The organism is Leisingera aquimarina DSM 24565, assembly GCF_000473165.1.
Classification (GTDB): Bacteria; Pseudomonadota; Alphaproteobacteria; order Rhodobacterales; family Rhodobacteraceae; genus Leisingera; species Leisingera aquimarina.
In genome coordinates, this window is record NZ_KI421504.1 from 3,512,267 (window position 1) to 3,525,236 (window position 12,970).

The 12,970-nt window shown below is 61.3% G+C and carries 13 protein-coding genes; 11 read left to right on the forward strand and 2 right to left on the reverse strand.

All coding sequences use genetic code 11. The annotated features are described in order from the left end of the window. Positions 1-17: 17 nt before the first annotated feature. Positions 18-1,169 carry a type III PLP-dependent enzyme gene (locus AQUI_RS0121555; protein WP_027259372.1) on the reverse strand — a complete coding sequence of 384 codons (1,152 nt, stop codon included), beginning with the start codon at positions 1,167-1,169 and terminating at the stop codon, positions 18-20. A gap of 106 nt (positions 1,170-1,275) precedes the next feature. On the opposite strand from AQUI_RS0121555, the gene AQUI_RS0121560 reads away from it, so the two are divergent. Continuing rightward, positions 1,276-1,713, forward strand: a complete 438-nt coding sequence (locus AQUI_RS0121560; protein WP_027259373.1) for an Lrp/AsnC family transcriptional regulator — start codon at positions 1,276-1,278, stop codon at positions 1,711-1,713. A 3-nt stretch (positions 1,714-1,716) separates the two neighbouring features. On the opposite strand, the gene AQUI_RS0121565 is transcribed toward AQUI_RS0121560, so the two are convergent. Next, positions 1,717-2,598 (reverse strand): LysR family transcriptional regulator, encoded by an 882-nt coding sequence (locus tag AQUI_RS0121565; RefSeq protein ID WP_027259374.1) that lies wholly within the window; start codon positions 2,596-2,598, stop codon positions 1,717-1,719. 138 nt (positions 2,599-2,736) lie between these two features. Between AQUI_RS0121565 and AQUI_RS0121570 the strand changes: the two genes are divergently transcribed. From AQUI_RS0121570 to AQUI_RS0121620, 10 genes are all read left to right on the forward strand, one after another. After that, a complete protein-coding gene (locus AQUI_RS0121570; RefSeq protein WP_027259375.1) occupies positions 2,737-3,738 on the forward strand; it encodes a sterol desaturase family protein in 1,002 nt (333 codons plus the stop codon). 355 nt (positions 3,739-4,093) lie between these two features. Then, positions 4,094-7,150, forward strand: a complete 3,057-nt coding sequence (locus AQUI_RS0121580) for a valine--tRNA ligase (protein WP_027259376.1) — start codon at positions 4,094-4,096, stop codon at positions 7,148-7,150. 184 nt (positions 7,151-7,334) lie between these two features. After that, positions 7,335-7,628: a DUF1330 domain-containing protein gene (locus AQUI_RS0121585; RefSeq protein ID WP_027259377.1), complete on the forward strand. Its 294-nt coding sequence runs from the start codon at positions 7,335-7,337 to the stop codon at positions 7,626-7,628. Between the two features lie 42 nt (positions 7,629-7,670). Next, the gene (locus AQUI_RS0121590) at positions 7,671-8,132 is read left to right on the forward strand and encodes a tellurite resistance TerB family protein (protein WP_035920426.1); all 462 of its coding nucleotides are present in this window, start codon (positions 7,671-7,673) and stop codon (positions 8,130-8,132) included. Continuing rightward, on the forward strand, positions 8,132-8,572 hold the full coding sequence (locus AQUI_RS0121595) for a tellurite resistance TerB family protein (protein WP_027259379.1): 441 nt from the start codon (positions 8,132-8,134) through the stop codon (positions 8,570-8,572). Before AQUI_RS0121590 ends, AQUI_RS0121595 begins: the two co-directional genes overlap by 1 nt. Beyond that, the gene (locus AQUI_RS0121600; RefSeq protein ID WP_027259380.1) at positions 8,569-9,342 is read left to right on the forward strand and encodes a phosphate/phosphite/phosphonate ABC transporter substrate-binding protein; all 774 of its coding nucleotides are present in this window, start codon (positions 8,569-8,571) and stop codon (positions 9,340-9,342) included. The genes AQUI_RS0121595 and AQUI_RS0121600 overlap by 4 nt, the downstream gene beginning before the upstream one ends. A gap of 134 nt (positions 9,343-9,476) precedes the next feature. Then, positions 9,477-10,256, forward strand: coding sequence for an ABC transporter ATP-binding protein (locus AQUI_RS0121605; protein WP_027259381.1), 780 nt, complete (start codon positions 9,477-9,479; stop codon positions 10,254-10,256). 46 nt (positions 10,257-10,302) lie between these two features. Further along, on the forward strand, positions 10,303-11,010 hold the full coding sequence (locus tag AQUI_RS0121610) for a transporter substrate-binding domain-containing protein (protein WP_027259382.1): 708 nt from the start codon (positions 10,303-10,305) through the stop codon (positions 11,008-11,010). Between the two features lie 108 nt (positions 11,011-11,118). Continuing rightward, entirely contained in the window at positions 11,119-12,003 is an 885-nt protein-coding gene (locus AQUI_RS0121615) for an ABC transporter permease (protein WP_027259383.1), read from the forward strand. After that, the gene (locus tag AQUI_RS0121620) at positions 12,000-12,866 is read left to right on the forward strand and encodes an ABC transporter permease (protein WP_027259384.1); all 867 of its coding nucleotides are present in this window, start codon (positions 12,000-12,002) and stop codon (positions 12,864-12,866) included. Before AQUI_RS0121615 ends, AQUI_RS0121620 begins: the two co-directional genes overlap by 4 nt. Positions 12,867-12,970: the final 104 nt, after the last annotated feature.

The following is a 12,970-nucleotide window of genomic DNA, read 5'->3' on the forward strand; positions in this document are numbered from 1 at the left end:
TCGGGGCGAGACTAACCTCAGCGGGCGGCTTGTCCAGACAACTCAATAACCGTCGCCACGTCAGACAGGCCGTAGCCATTGAATTGCGTGCTCATGGCAGAAGAATAAGCGCCAAGCCCCGGGAACAGCACATAGTCGCCGGGTGCGGCATCACGGGGCAGCGGCAACCCGTCCGGCAAACGGTCCAGACTGTCACAAGTGGGCCCGAACACCACACGCGGTTTTCGCTCGCCCGTGCGATGGGCGCCATCCCCTCCGACAACTTCCACCCGGCCCGGCAGCCCCATGTCGCGGATATCAACCAGCCCGCCATAGATGCCGTCATTCAGAAACACCACCTCGCCGCCTTTCCGCATCCCCTTGATGCGCGCCGCCAGGGTGAAGCTTTCGGAAACCATCGCCCGTCCCGGCTCGCAGATCAGCGTGGGCTTATCTATGCCAAACGCCGTGTCGGCAGCTTTGGATATGGCGGCAAAGACCTTCTCCAGATCCGGAGCCACACCGTCCCGGTTGGCCGCAAACCCGCCACCAACGTTCAGGCGGGCGATCTGCACACCTGCCGCGTCCACAATCCGCTTGGCAGCGTGAACATATTCCACCCAAGCGCTTTCGTCTTCGCACTGGGTGCCCGGATGGAAACACAGCGCAGGCGTCCAGCCTTCCGCCGCCACCTGTTTCAGCAGCTCTATGGCTTCCTGCGGGGCAGCGCCGAACTTGCTGCCGAAATCATAGGCCGCGCCAGCAACCGGCAAGGCAAAGCGCACCGCAATCTCGCACGTGCGCGGCACTGCGCCCAGCTTTTCCAGCTCGCTCAGCTCGTCCACCGACCAGCTGGCAACACCATGCTCAATCCCCGCGGTGATCTCCGCCTTGGAGCGCATCGGGTTGTTGTAATGCATCACCGCATCAGGGCTGGCGGCACGCACTGCAGCCATTTCTGCAGGCGAAGCGACATCAAATGCAGTGATCCCCGCCGCCACCAGATTGGACAGCACGGCAGGGTGCGGGTTGGCTTTTACCGCATAGGTCACCAGCCCCGGAAACCCTTCACGGAACCGCCCTGCCACCTCATGCAGAACCCGCGGCGAGAAATACAGGATCGGATGATCCGGTGTGCTGCGGGCCAGGTGGGATTCAGGGGAAAGCCAAAGCGGTGGAATTTGCTGCATCGGAAAAAGCCTCGTTCGTTTTGCATATTTTCCGATGAAACCCGGTCGATTTCGCTCGTCAGTTCTCCTATAGTGACGAAAAAGAACGTCACTTCGAAGGGAAAGCATGCAAACCGACGATACTGATCAGCGTCTTGTCACCTTGTTGCGGGAAAACGCCCGCCGTCCAGTGGCGGAACTTGCCCGGCACCTGGGCCTTGCCCGCACCACAGTACAGGCGCGTATCGAACGGCTGGAAACAACCGGGGTTATCACCGGCTATACACTTAAGTCCTCCGCCGCCTCCCGCCCGCCGCTTCAGGCGACCGTTCTGATGTCAATCGAACCGCGCTCGGGTCCGGAGGTGCTTGCCCGTCTGCGCAGCCTGCCCGGAGTGGAGGTCGTGCATACGACTTCTGGACGGTTCGACCTTTTGGCTCAGGTGGTGGCGCAAAGCACAACCGAGCTGGACAACACCATCGACCACATCGCCGAAGCGCGCGGGGTGCGTTCATCTGAGAGCCTGATCCATCTGGCAACAAAACTGGACCGGACAGGGCAGTAAGGGTCAGACGGTCCTCACATAATCCAGCAGCCAGTCCCTGAACAACCGCGCCGCCGGGCGCAGGGCGCCGCGGTCGGGATAAATCAGGTGATACGCCTCCTGCCCCGGCACCCCGACCTCCGGCAGGCAGCGCACCAGCCCGCTTGCACTGACCGCCGCGTCCGACGCAGGCGCCCGCGCCAGCGCAATGCCCACACCTTGCACTGACAGCTCCGCCGCCATCAGCGAGTTATCGGCAAAGAAATAGCGCGCTTGCCCGTGCGAGAGCCGCAAGGCATCAAACAGCTGCACCCAGCTGGCCCGGTGGGTCGAGACTTCAATCAGCGGAAAGCGGAACAGATCCTGCGGTGTCCGGACCTGAGCCGCAATCTCCGGCGGAGCCACCGGATAGAGCACCTCCCGCAGCAGCTCGTCCCCTTCGGTGCCAAACAGCGACGGGTTGCCAAACACGATCTGCAAATCGGTGAACCGGTTGGCAAAATCCGCCGCCATGTTGCCGGTGCTGAGCGCCAGGTTGATCTGCGGTTGCGCCGCCTGGAACTGCGGCAGCCCCCGCGCCAGCACCCCATGGGCAAACAGCAGCACCGACTGCACAAACAGCCGCTGCTCGCGGCTTTCGCCGAACAGGCCGGTGGTGGCTGTTTCCAGCATCAACAGCGACTGCTGCACCGACGGCAGATAGGCCCGCCCGGCCTCGGTCAGCGTCACCGCATGGGCGTGGCGGTGAAACAGCGGCGTGCCCAGCTGGGCCTCCAGCGCTTTCACCTGCTGGCTGACTGCAGCCGCTGACATGTTCAGCTGGACTGCCGCACGGGCAAAGCTTTCGGTGCGCGCCGCCGCTTCAAACACACGCAGCCAGTTGAGAGAGGGTATTCGGGTCGTCATGCGGCAGACTAAGCAGAACTTAGCCTAACCGGCAAGACATACCGTGCTGGGAATCTCCACCGCCGCCCTAGGGTCCAAGTCAGCGATCAGAGACGCGCCTAGCGCAGCCTCCCCCACCAGCCAGATGAGAGACGAGACATGACAAGTCCCGAAGGCGCGCCGCGCCCCAAGCGGAAAATATGGAACTTCACCCCCCAGCTGCCGATCCAGACCTCTCCCTATTGGGACTGGCCGATGAAGCCGCTGGCCTCGGTCAAATACTTGCTGCAAAGTTGGAATCCGCTGGCACTGCGGGCGCTGCTGCTGGTTTTTGCGATCATCACCTGGACCTTTCTCACCCCTTCTCTGGACCGCATTGCAACGCTCAGCTGGGACTGGGTGGCCGAAATCTGGCTGCGTAACTTCTGCATCCTGATGGTGGTGGCCGGCGGCCTGCATATGGCACTGTGGAAGTTCCGCACGCAAGCGGACGAGTACCGCTATGACATGCGCCCGATGATGAAAGGCGCCAAGGTATTCACCTTCAAGAACCAGGTCTGGGACAACATGTTCTGGACGCTTGGCCCGGCTCTTGCCTTCTGGACCTTCTGGGAGAGCTTCATCCTTTACGCCTATGCCAATGGCTGGGTGACGATGATCACGCTGGAGAGCAACCCGGTCACCCTGATCCTGATGACCATCTTCATCCCCGTCTGGGCGGGCTTCCACTTTTACTGGCTGCACCGGCTGCTGCATGTGGGCGTGCTCTATACCAAGGTGCACGCCTGGCATCACCGCAACATCAATACCGGCCCGTGGTCCGGCCTGGCGATGCACCCGGTCGAAAGCTTTTTCCTGATGTTCGACACGATGGTTTTCTTCCTGCTGCCGTCGCACCCGGTCCTGGCGATTTTCCTGCTGTTCCACCACGGCATCGGCGCCCCCACCTCGCACGCAGGGTTTGAACATCTGAAGTTCGGCAACAAGACCAAGTTCCTGATTGGCGACTTCTTCCACCAGCTGCACCACCGGTTCTTCGACTGCAACTACGGCACCTGGGAGACGCCCTGGGACGAGTGGTTCAACACCTTTCATGACGGCACCAACGAGGGCAACGAGATGGTCAAGGAACGCCGCCGCAAGATCTGGAGTTCCGGCTGACTTTCCGTCCACACGGCGGCTTTTCGTTTCGCATTTGGGTATTTGAAACCAGAAAGAAGCGGTAAGGAGCCGTTAACCAGAATCGCCGCACTCTCCCTAAGCGGTACAGGCTGGGGAGCCGATGACCGCACCAGGAAGAAGCTGCCCCTTGCTCCTGGCATTGCGTATTCCCTGGCGAATGGACGGCCAGTTGCAAGGGGCGCTTCGGACCTGCTTCTTTCTGGTCTTAAATACCCATTGCACCGCCATCCGCCTGCCCACACTGGGCCAGCGGCAAAGAAAACCCTATATCCGCCTTCCCCTCCGCGCCACCTTTGGGTAATTGATCGCCCAACTGCATGAGGGATCTAGACGGATGGCGATGGAAAAGACGTTCAACGCGGCGGAAGCCGAAAGCCGCCTTTACAAGGCCTGGGAAGAAGCAGGCTGTTTCCAAGCCGGCGCAAATGCCAAGCCGGAGGCCTCCGCCTATTGCATCATGATCCCGCCGCCGAACGTCACCGGCGTTCTGCACATGGGCCATGCTTTCAACAACACGCTTCAGGATATCCTGATCCGCTGGAAACGCATGCAGGGCTTCGACACCCTGTGGCAGCCGGGCACCGACCATGCGGGCATCGCCACCCAGATGGTTGTCGAGCGTGAGCTGGCCAAGACACAGCAGCCGTCGCGCCGCGAGCTGGGCCGCGAGAAGTTCCTGGAGAAAGTCTGGGAATGGAAAGAGAAATCCGGCGGCACCATTGTCGAGCAGCTGAAACGCCTTGGCGCCTCCTGCGACTTCTCCCGCACCGCCTTCACCATGGCCGGCGCGCAGGGCGATACCCGCACCGGCCACGAGAACTCCCCCAATTTCCACGACGCCGTGATCAAGGTCTTTGTGGAAATGTACAACAAGGGGCTGATCTACCGCGGCAAGCGGCTGGTCAACTGGGACCCGCATTTTGAGACCGCGATCTCCGACCTCGAGGTCGAGAATATCGAGGTTGCGGGCCACATGTGGCACTTCAAATACCCGTTGGCAGGCGGCGCCACCTACACCTATGTGGAGAAGGACGAAGACGGCAACGTCACGCTGGAAGAAGAGCGCGACTACATCTCCATCGCCACCACCCGGCCTGAAACCATGCTGGGCGACGGCGCGGTGGCTGTGCACCCCTCGGACGAACGCTATGCGCCCATCGTTGGCAAGCTGTGTGAAATCCCGGTCGGCCCCAAGGAGCACCGCCGCCTGATCCCGATCATCACCGATGAATACCCGGACAAGGACTTCGGCTCGGGCGCGGTGAAGATCACCGGCGCGCATGATTTCAACGATTACCAGGTCGCCAAGCGCGGCGGCATTCCGATGTACCGCCTGATGGACACCAAGGGCCAGATGCGGGCCGACGGCGCGCCTTATGCCGAGGCCGCGGGCATCGCCATGGCGGTGGCCAAGGGCGAGCAGACCCTGAGTGAGAACGAGGCCGACGCCGTCGACCTGGTGCCGGACGACCTGCGTGGCCTCGACCGGTTCGAGGCGCGTAAACTGGTGGTGGAGCAGATCACCAGCGAAGGCCTGGCGGTGATGCACACCGTCACCAAGACAGATCCGGACACCGGCGAAGACGTCGAGGTGCAGGAACCTTACGTCGAAAACAAGCCGATCATGCAGCCGTTTGGCGACCGCTCCAAGGTGGTGATCGAGCCGATGCTGACCGACCAGTGGTTCGTGGACGCGGAAAAGGTTGTCACCCCGGCGCTGGATGCCGTGAAGAACGGCGATGTGAAGATCCTGCCGGAATCGGGTGAGAAGACCTATTACCACTGGCTGGAGAACATCGAGCCCTGGTGCATCTCGCGCCAGCTGTGGTGGGGCCACCAGATCCCGGTCTGGTTCGCGGTCGCCGTTGACGGCGACGCCGAGGAAGACCTCGAAGAGATGTTTTGTGCGGCAACAGAAGAAGAAGCCCTACAAGCTGCTTATCAGAAGCTGGGTTTCAAGAAACTCATCGTCACAGAAGCAATGAAGGACTCGGGTAAGCCTGTTGATTTAGGCACAATTGGTGCAGGCCTTTCCGCGCAGGCTGACCTTTCCTCTGCTCCACACATCATTCTTCGGCGCGACCCCGACGTGCTGGACACCTGGTTCTCCTCCGGTCTCTGGCCGATCGGCACGCTGGGCTGGCCGGAAGACACGGCCGAGATGCGGAAATACTTCCCGACCTCGACCTTGGTCACCGGTCAGGACATTCTGTTCTTCTGGGTTGCCCGGATGATGATGATGCAGCTGGCGGTCGTCGATCAGATCCCCTTCGACACCGTCTACCTGCACGGGCTGGTGCGCGACGCCAAAGGCAAGAAGATGTCGAAATCCACCGGCAACGTGGTCGACCCGCTGGAGATCATCGACGAATTCGGCGCCGACGCGCTGCGCTTCTCCTCCGCCGCGATGGCAGCCCTGGGCGGCGTGCTCAAGCTGGATATGGAGCGCCTCAAGGGCTACCGGAATTTTGGCACCAAGCTGTGGAATGCGGTGAACTTTGCCCATTTCAACAATGTCTATGATGAAACTGTACCTGCCTATGCCTGCCCGGATGCCAAGGCGGCCGTGAACCAGTGGATCATCGGCGAGACCGCCAAGGTGCGGGTTGAAGTGGACGCGGCCCTGGAGGCCTATCGTTTCAACGACGCGGCCAATGCGCTTTATGCCTTTGTCTGGGGCAAGGTCTGCGACTGGTACATCGAGCTGTCGAAGCCGCTGTTCGGCTCGGAAGATGAAGCCGTGATCGCTGAGACCCGCCAGACGCTGGGCTGGGTGCTGGATCAGTGCATGATCCTGCTGCATCCGATCATGCCCTTCATCACCGAAGAACTGTGGGGCAACACTGCCAAGCGCGAGAAGATGCTGGTGCATGCCGATTGGCCCGCCTACGGCACTGAGCTGGTGAATGCCGATGCCGACCGCGAAATGAACTGGGTGATCACCGCGATTGAGAACATCCGCTCCACCCGCGCGCAGATGCATGTGCCCGCGGGCGCCAAGATCCCGATGGTGGTGACGGAATTCTCCGATCAGGCCCGCGCGGCCTGGGAGAAGAACGAGGCGATGATTCAGAAACTGGCCCGCATCACTTCTCTGGAACAGGTCGAGAGCTTCCCCAAGGGCTGCGCAAGCGTTGCGGCGCCCGGTGCCGCCTTTGGCCTGCCGCTGGCGGATGTGATCGACGTGGACGCCGAAAAGGCGCGGCTGGAAAAGTCTCTGGGCAAGCTGGCCAAGGAACTGGGAGGCCTGCGCGGACGTTTGAACAACCCGAAATTCGCGGCCTCGGCCCCGGAAGACGTGGTTGCGGAAGCCAAGGCTAACCTCGCAGCGCGTGAAGAAGAGGAAGCCAAGGTCAAGGAAGCGCTGGCGCGCCTGGCTGAGATCGGCTGAGCCGGCTGTTAAGCATGATTCAAACGCCCGCCCTCACCGGCGGGCGTTTTGCATTTCTCGGCAAACCATTGAAGCAGGTGCAAATTCTGCGGAACGGGGAAATTCTTAACAACCGCCCCATTGTCTTTACCGCGCTTTTGTATCAGCCTGCACTCAACCATAAAAAGAAGGGAGGCTGCAGCCCATGCCCAAAGGATACTGGGTGGCCCATGTGGATGTGCAGGACATGGAGCGCTATCAGGACTACAAGACCGCGGCCCAGCCGGTGCTGGCCCAGTTCGGTGCAAAGTTCCTGATACGCGGCGGCGAACGCGAGGTGCGCGAAGGCGCGTTCCGCTCGCGCACTGTTGTCCTCGAATTCAAGGATTTCGAAACCGCAAAAGCCTGCTATGATTCCATGGCTTATCAGGACGCCAAGGCCTTTCGCGATCTGGTCTCGGCGGGTGATATGCAAATCATCGAAGGGTACGGCGATTAACCCCGCCTGCCCAGCCGCTTTGACCGAGGTCTTCTGATGCCGCTGCTTAAGAAATTCTTCCAAGCGTTCCGCCCGACTGAGCGCCCGGAATTGCCGGACCCGGATGCCGAATTGGCCCTGGGGGCTCTGCTGGTGCGGGTGGCGCAATCCGACCGCGATTATCAGCTGGAGGAAATCAGCCTGATCGACCGGATCCTGGCCCGGCTCTACCAGCACAACGCAATCGAGGCCGCCAAGGTGCGCGCCACCTGCGAAAAGCTGCACGCCGCAGCGCCGGAAACCGACACCTTCGGGCGGCTGATCCGCGAGACCACCGGGCTGGAGGAACGGCTGGCGGCGATGGATGCGCTGTGGGAAGTGGTGCTGGCTGACGGCAACGAGCACGCGGGTGAAGTCACCATCGTCGAAGAGGCCCGCAAGGCAATGGGCCTGTCTTATGCCGACAGCCAGAAAGCCCGCGCCCGCGCGGTTGAGAAATTCAGCGGCACAGCGGAGGACAGCTGATGTTCAAGGAGCTTCTGCAACGGTTGCTGGAACCTGCACCTGCGCCGCTGGATGACGAGGGTGCGCGGCTTGCCTTGACTGCTCTGCTTGTGCGGATTGCCCGCTCGGACCACAATTACTCCGAAGTGGAGAAGGACCGGATCGACAGGATCCTGTCCACCCGTTACCGGCTGGACACAGGCGGGACGCTGATCCTGCGCGAACAGGCTGAGGCAATGGAGGCCGAGGCCCCCGACACCGTGCGCTTCACCCGCGCGATCAAGGGTGCCGTGGCCTATGAAGACCGCACCGGCGTGATCGAGGCGCTGTGGCAGGTCGCACTTGCCGATGGCCACCGAGATGCAAATGAAGATGCTCTGCTGCGGCTGTCCGCCAATCTGCTGGGGGTTTCGGATGTGGACAGCGCACTGGCGCGCAAACGGGCAGAGGCTGCTTTATGATTGCTCATCTTGGAATGTACGACCGTCCGGAAACGGCTGCGGCAAACGACCGGTTCTGGACCTCAATCCGCGCGCATCTGGGCGGCGGCCCCGAAGACCTGACCCGCGGCGCCGACTTCTGGGAGGTCTGGAAATCGCCGGAGCTGCTGCTGTCACAGACCTGCGGTTGCCCTTACCGCACCCGGCTTTATGGCGAGGTGGAGCTGATCGGCACACCCGACTACGGCCTGCCGGGCTGCCCGCCTGGTTATTACAACAGCGTCTTTATCGCCCGCAGCGCGGACGCGGGCCTGCCGCTCTCTGCCTTTGCCGGGCGCCGGTTTGCATATAACGAGGCGTTGTCGCAGTCCGGCTGGGCCGCACCGATGGTGCATCTGCACGACCGCAATATTCTGCCTGGTGCGCTGGTGGAAACCGGCGGGCACAGCCTGTCGGCGCAAGCCGTTGCCGAGGGCCGGGCCGATTTCGCGGCCTTGGACGCGCTGACCTGGGAACTGGTCAAAGAATACGATGGGTTCGCTGCCGGGCTGACGGAAATTGAACGCACTGACCCGACCCCGACCCTGCCCTACATCACGGCCCTGGGCCAGGACCCTCAAATACTGTTTTCCGCTGTTGAATCCGCCATCCGCGGGCTGGACGAGGACAGCCGCAACCAGCTGCATCTGAAAGGGCTGGTGCAGTTTGCCCCCAGAGACTACCTGGCAGTGCCGACACCGCCCGGCCCGGTGCTGACCGAACAGCGCATCCGTGCTGCTGAGTTGACGTAGCGCGCCCTTCCGAAATGGCGGCTCAGCCCGTCATTTTGACGCCTGCAGAGCCGGCTTGTGCGGTTTGAACGTTGCATTCGGTCTTTTTTTCGGTCCAATAAGAACGAATTTCCACTTACAGGGACAAAGACACCTTGACCGATACTTCGCCCGTTCTGCAAATCCGCGGCCTGCATAAATCCTATGGCGAGCTGGAAGTGATCAAAGGCGTTGATATCACCGCCCACAAGGGCGACGTGGTCTCGCTGATCGGGTCTTCGGGTTCAGGCAAGTCTACCCTGCTGCGCTGCTGCAACCTGCTGGAAGACAGCCAGCAAGGCGAAATCCGGTTCAAGGGCGAGCCGATCACCTGGTCCGGCCAGGGGCTGGCGCGCCGCCCGTCGGATGCCAAGCAAATCCTGCGCATCCGCACCAACCTTTCCATGGTGTTCCAGCAGTTCAACCTGTGGGCCCATATGACCATCCTGCAGAATGTGATGGAGGCGCCGGTCACCGTGCTTGGCCGCAACCGGGCTGAGGTTGAGGAAAAAGCCCGCTATTACCTGGACAAGGTCGGCATTGGCGACAAATGCGATGTTTACCCGGCCCAGCTGTCAGGCGGCCAGCAGCAGCGCGCCGCCATCGCACGCGCATTGTGCATGGAGCCTGAAGCGCTGTTGTTCGACGAACCCACCTCCGCGCTTGATCCGGAACTGGAACAGGAAGTGATCAAGGTGATCAAGGACCTGGCTGCCGAAGGCCGCACCATGATGATCGTGACCCACGACATGAAAATGGCCGCCGATGTCTCCAGCCACGTCGTCTTCCTGCACCAGGGGCTGATCGAAGAAGAAGGAACCCCGGACGAAGTGTTCGGCGGCACCCGCTCCGAGCGGCTGCGCGCCTTCCTGTCCTCGACCCGCCACGCGCATTGAGCAATAACAAACAAGTCCAATAACCAAACAGAACGGGAGTAAACTCATGAAATCACTGATCCTTGGCACCGCCGCCCTGGCGCTGACCGCGGGCATGGGCCTGGCGGAGACCGTGCGCCTGGGCACTGAAGGCGCCTATGCGCCGTGGAACTTCGTCAATGACGCCGGCGAGATCGACGGCTTTGAGCGCGAACTGGGCGATGAGCTGTGCAAACGTGCCGAGCTGACCTGCGAATGGGTCAAGAACGACTGGGATTCGATCATTCCGAACCTGGTCTCCGGCAACTACGACACCATCATCGCCGGCATGTCGATCACCGACGAGCGGGACGAGGTCATCGATTTCACCCAGCCCTACACGCCGCCGGATCCGTCCGCCTATGTCGCGCTGTCCTCCGACGTCGATCTGGGCTCCGGCGTGATTGCAGCCCAGGCCACCACCATCCAGGCTGCGTTTGTGGCTGAACAGGGCTGGACCCTGGTCGAATTCGCCACCCCGGAAGAAACCATCGCCGCCGTGCGCAACAGCGAAGCGGATGCGGTTCTGGCCGACAAGAGCTTCCTCGACACCGTGCTGGGTGACGACCTGGTGATGCTAGAGCGCACTGAAGCCCTCGGCGGCGGTGTTGGCATCGGCATCCGCGAATCCGACCAGGAACTCCGCGAAAAGCTCGACGCGGCGATCCAGTCGATGAAGGATGACGGCACGCTGAACGAACTGATCGCCAAGTGGGAAGTCTCCTCCCAGTGGTAATCTGATCCTGCTGCAGGATCTGCAGGCCCGCCGCCGCGGCGCGCGGGCCTCATTCCTTCTCATCCGGTGCCGCGCACCGGGCGTGAACAGAGAAAGACGGGCTCACTTATGTTTTCCTATTGCACGGACCCATCGACGCTTGAGGGGCTGAGCTGGCTCAGCTGCTACCTGACCACCGGCAAGCATTTGAACCTTTATATCTCGGTCTTTGTGGTCTTGACCCTGCTGGCCATCACCGCCCCTGTCGCGCTGATGTTCGGATTCGGCGCCGCGAGCGCTGCCCGCTCCAAGTTTCTGCCGCTGCGCTGGTTCGGCAAGGGTTATACCAGCATCGTGCGCGGTGTTCCGGATATTGCCTTCTTCCTGTTTTTCGTCATCGCGCTCGACCAGGCGTTCGAGTGGATGCGCCACAAGGTGAAATGCCCAGATTGGGACCAGCCGATCCGCCAGGGCATCGACTTCGTGGTCTGCGATGCCGCGAAATTGCCGCTGTCCACCTCGCCGCAATGGGTACATGAAACTTATGGGTTTTTCCTGGCGGTTCTGACCTTCTCGATCGTGTTCGGCGCCTTTGCCGCCAACGTCCTGTTTGGCGCCATGCGCGCCGTACCGCGCGGTCAGATCGAAACCGCCGAGGCCTATGGCATGACCAGCCGCCAGGCCTTCTGGCGCATTCTGGTCCCGCAGATGTGGGTCTATGCGTTGCCGGGGCTCTCCAACCTGTGGATGGTGCTGATTAAATCCACACCACTCTTGTTCCTGCTGGGGGTTGAGGACATCGTCTATTGGGCGCGGGAACTGGGCGGCACCAAGACCGCCAGGTTCACCGACTACCCGCACCCGAACTGGCATGTCTGGTACTTCGCCGCACTGCTGGTCTTCTACCTCTGCTTCACCAAAGTGTCTGAGGTGGTTCTGGACCGCATCATGACCCGCCTGACCAAGGGCCAGGCCACCGCGGCAGGCGAAGCACAAAGAAAGGCAGCGGCATGAGTTGCGTTGAAACCATTCAGGCCTATGCCTTTCGTTCCTTGGGCTTTGGCGAACGGCTGCTGCCCAAGGGCGAATACACCCTGTGCGAGCACTTCACCCTGATCGGCTCCGGCATGATCTGGAACGTCTATTTCGGCATTGTCGCGCTGCTGACCGGTTTCTTCCTGGCGGTCGCCCTGGCGGTTGGCAAATCCAGCCCCAACCCGATGTGGCGCAAGCCGGCAGAGTGGTTCATCTTCATCTTCCGCGGCAGCCCGCTGTTCATCCAGTTCTTCTTTGCATACGCCTGCTTCCTTAGCCTGAAAAGCGTCTCTAAGGGCATTGACCCGTCGGCCCCGCTCACACCGGGCGAAGCAATGCTCGTTCAGATTTCCAGCTTTTTCGATCCGTTCACCTCGGCCTGGCTGGGCGCGCTGATCGTGCTGTTCTGCAACACCGCCGCCTATTCGGGCGAGATCTTCTATGGTGCGCTGCTGTCGATACCCAAGGGCGATATCGAAGCCGCGGATGCCTATGGCATGACCGGCTGGACCCGGTTCCGCCGCATCACCTTCCCGACCATGATGCGGCTGGCCTGGCCTGCCTATACCAATGAGGCGATCTTCCTGTTCCATGCCACCACGCTGGTGTTCTTCTCAGGCTTCCCGGCCTGGCGGCAGAAGGGCGACGCGCTTTATTACGCCAGCTATTTTGCGGACAAGACCTTCAACCCCTTTGTCCCCTACCCGATCCTGGCCTTCTACTTCATCCTGCTGACGCTGGTGATCATTTCGATCTTCGGCTTTGTGAACCGACGGTTGAACAAGCACCTGCCGCAAGAGCGGCGCAGCAAACCCAAGCTGAAGCTCAACCTGATCCGCTGAATTCAGAATGGCTCCCTCGGGAGCCATTTTTTTTGAAATGCCGGATCGTGCCGGGCGCGTTCTGTGCCTCAATCCGCAGGGTGCTTTCCCGGAAACTAAAGCCG

Excerpts from the sequence above, each read along its gene's own strand:
- AQUI_RS0121595 (WP_027259379.1), top strand. The coding sequence starts at position 8,132 with ATGTTCAAGGAGCTTCTGCAACGGTTGCTGGAACCTGCACCTGCGCCG.
- AQUI_RS0121555 (WP_027259372.1), bottom strand. The coding sequence starts at position 1,169 with ATGCAGCAAATTCCACCGCTTTGGCTTTCCCCTGAATCCCACCTGGCC.
- AQUI_RS0121600 (WP_027259380.1), top strand. The coding sequence starts at position 8,569 with ATGATTGCTCATCTTGGAATGTACGACCGTCCGGAAACGGCTGCGGCA.
- AQUI_RS0121620 (WP_027259384.1), top strand. The coding sequence starts at position 12,000 with ATGAGTTGCGTTGAAACCATTCAGGCCTATGCCTTTCGTTCCTTGGGC.
- AQUI_RS0121610 (WP_027259382.1), top strand. The coding sequence starts at position 10,303 with ATGAAATCACTGATCCTTGGCACCGCCGCCCTGGCGCTGACCGCGGGC.
- AQUI_RS0121565 (WP_027259374.1), bottom strand. The coding sequence starts at position 2,598 with ATGACGACCCGAATACCCTCTCTCAACTGGCTGCGTGTGTTTGAAGCG.
- AQUI_RS0121585 (WP_027259377.1), top strand. The coding sequence starts at position 7,335 with ATGCCCAAAGGATACTGGGTGGCCCATGTGGATGTGCAGGACATGGAG.
- AQUI_RS0121560 (WP_027259373.1), top strand. The coding sequence starts at position 1,276 with ATGCAAACCGACGATACTGATCAGCGTCTTGTCACCTTGTTGCGGGAA.
- AQUI_RS0121580 (WP_027259376.1), top strand. The coding sequence starts at position 4,094 with ATGGCGATGGAAAAGACGTTCAACGCGGCGGAAGCCGAAAGCCGCCTT.
- AQUI_RS0121570 (WP_027259375.1), top strand. The coding sequence starts at position 2,737 with ATGACAAGTCCCGAAGGCGCGCCGCGCCCCAAGCGGAAAATATGGAAC.
- AQUI_RS0121615 (WP_027259383.1), top strand. The coding sequence starts at position 11,119 with ATGTTTTCCTATTGCACGGACCCATCGACGCTTGAGGGGCTGAGCTGG.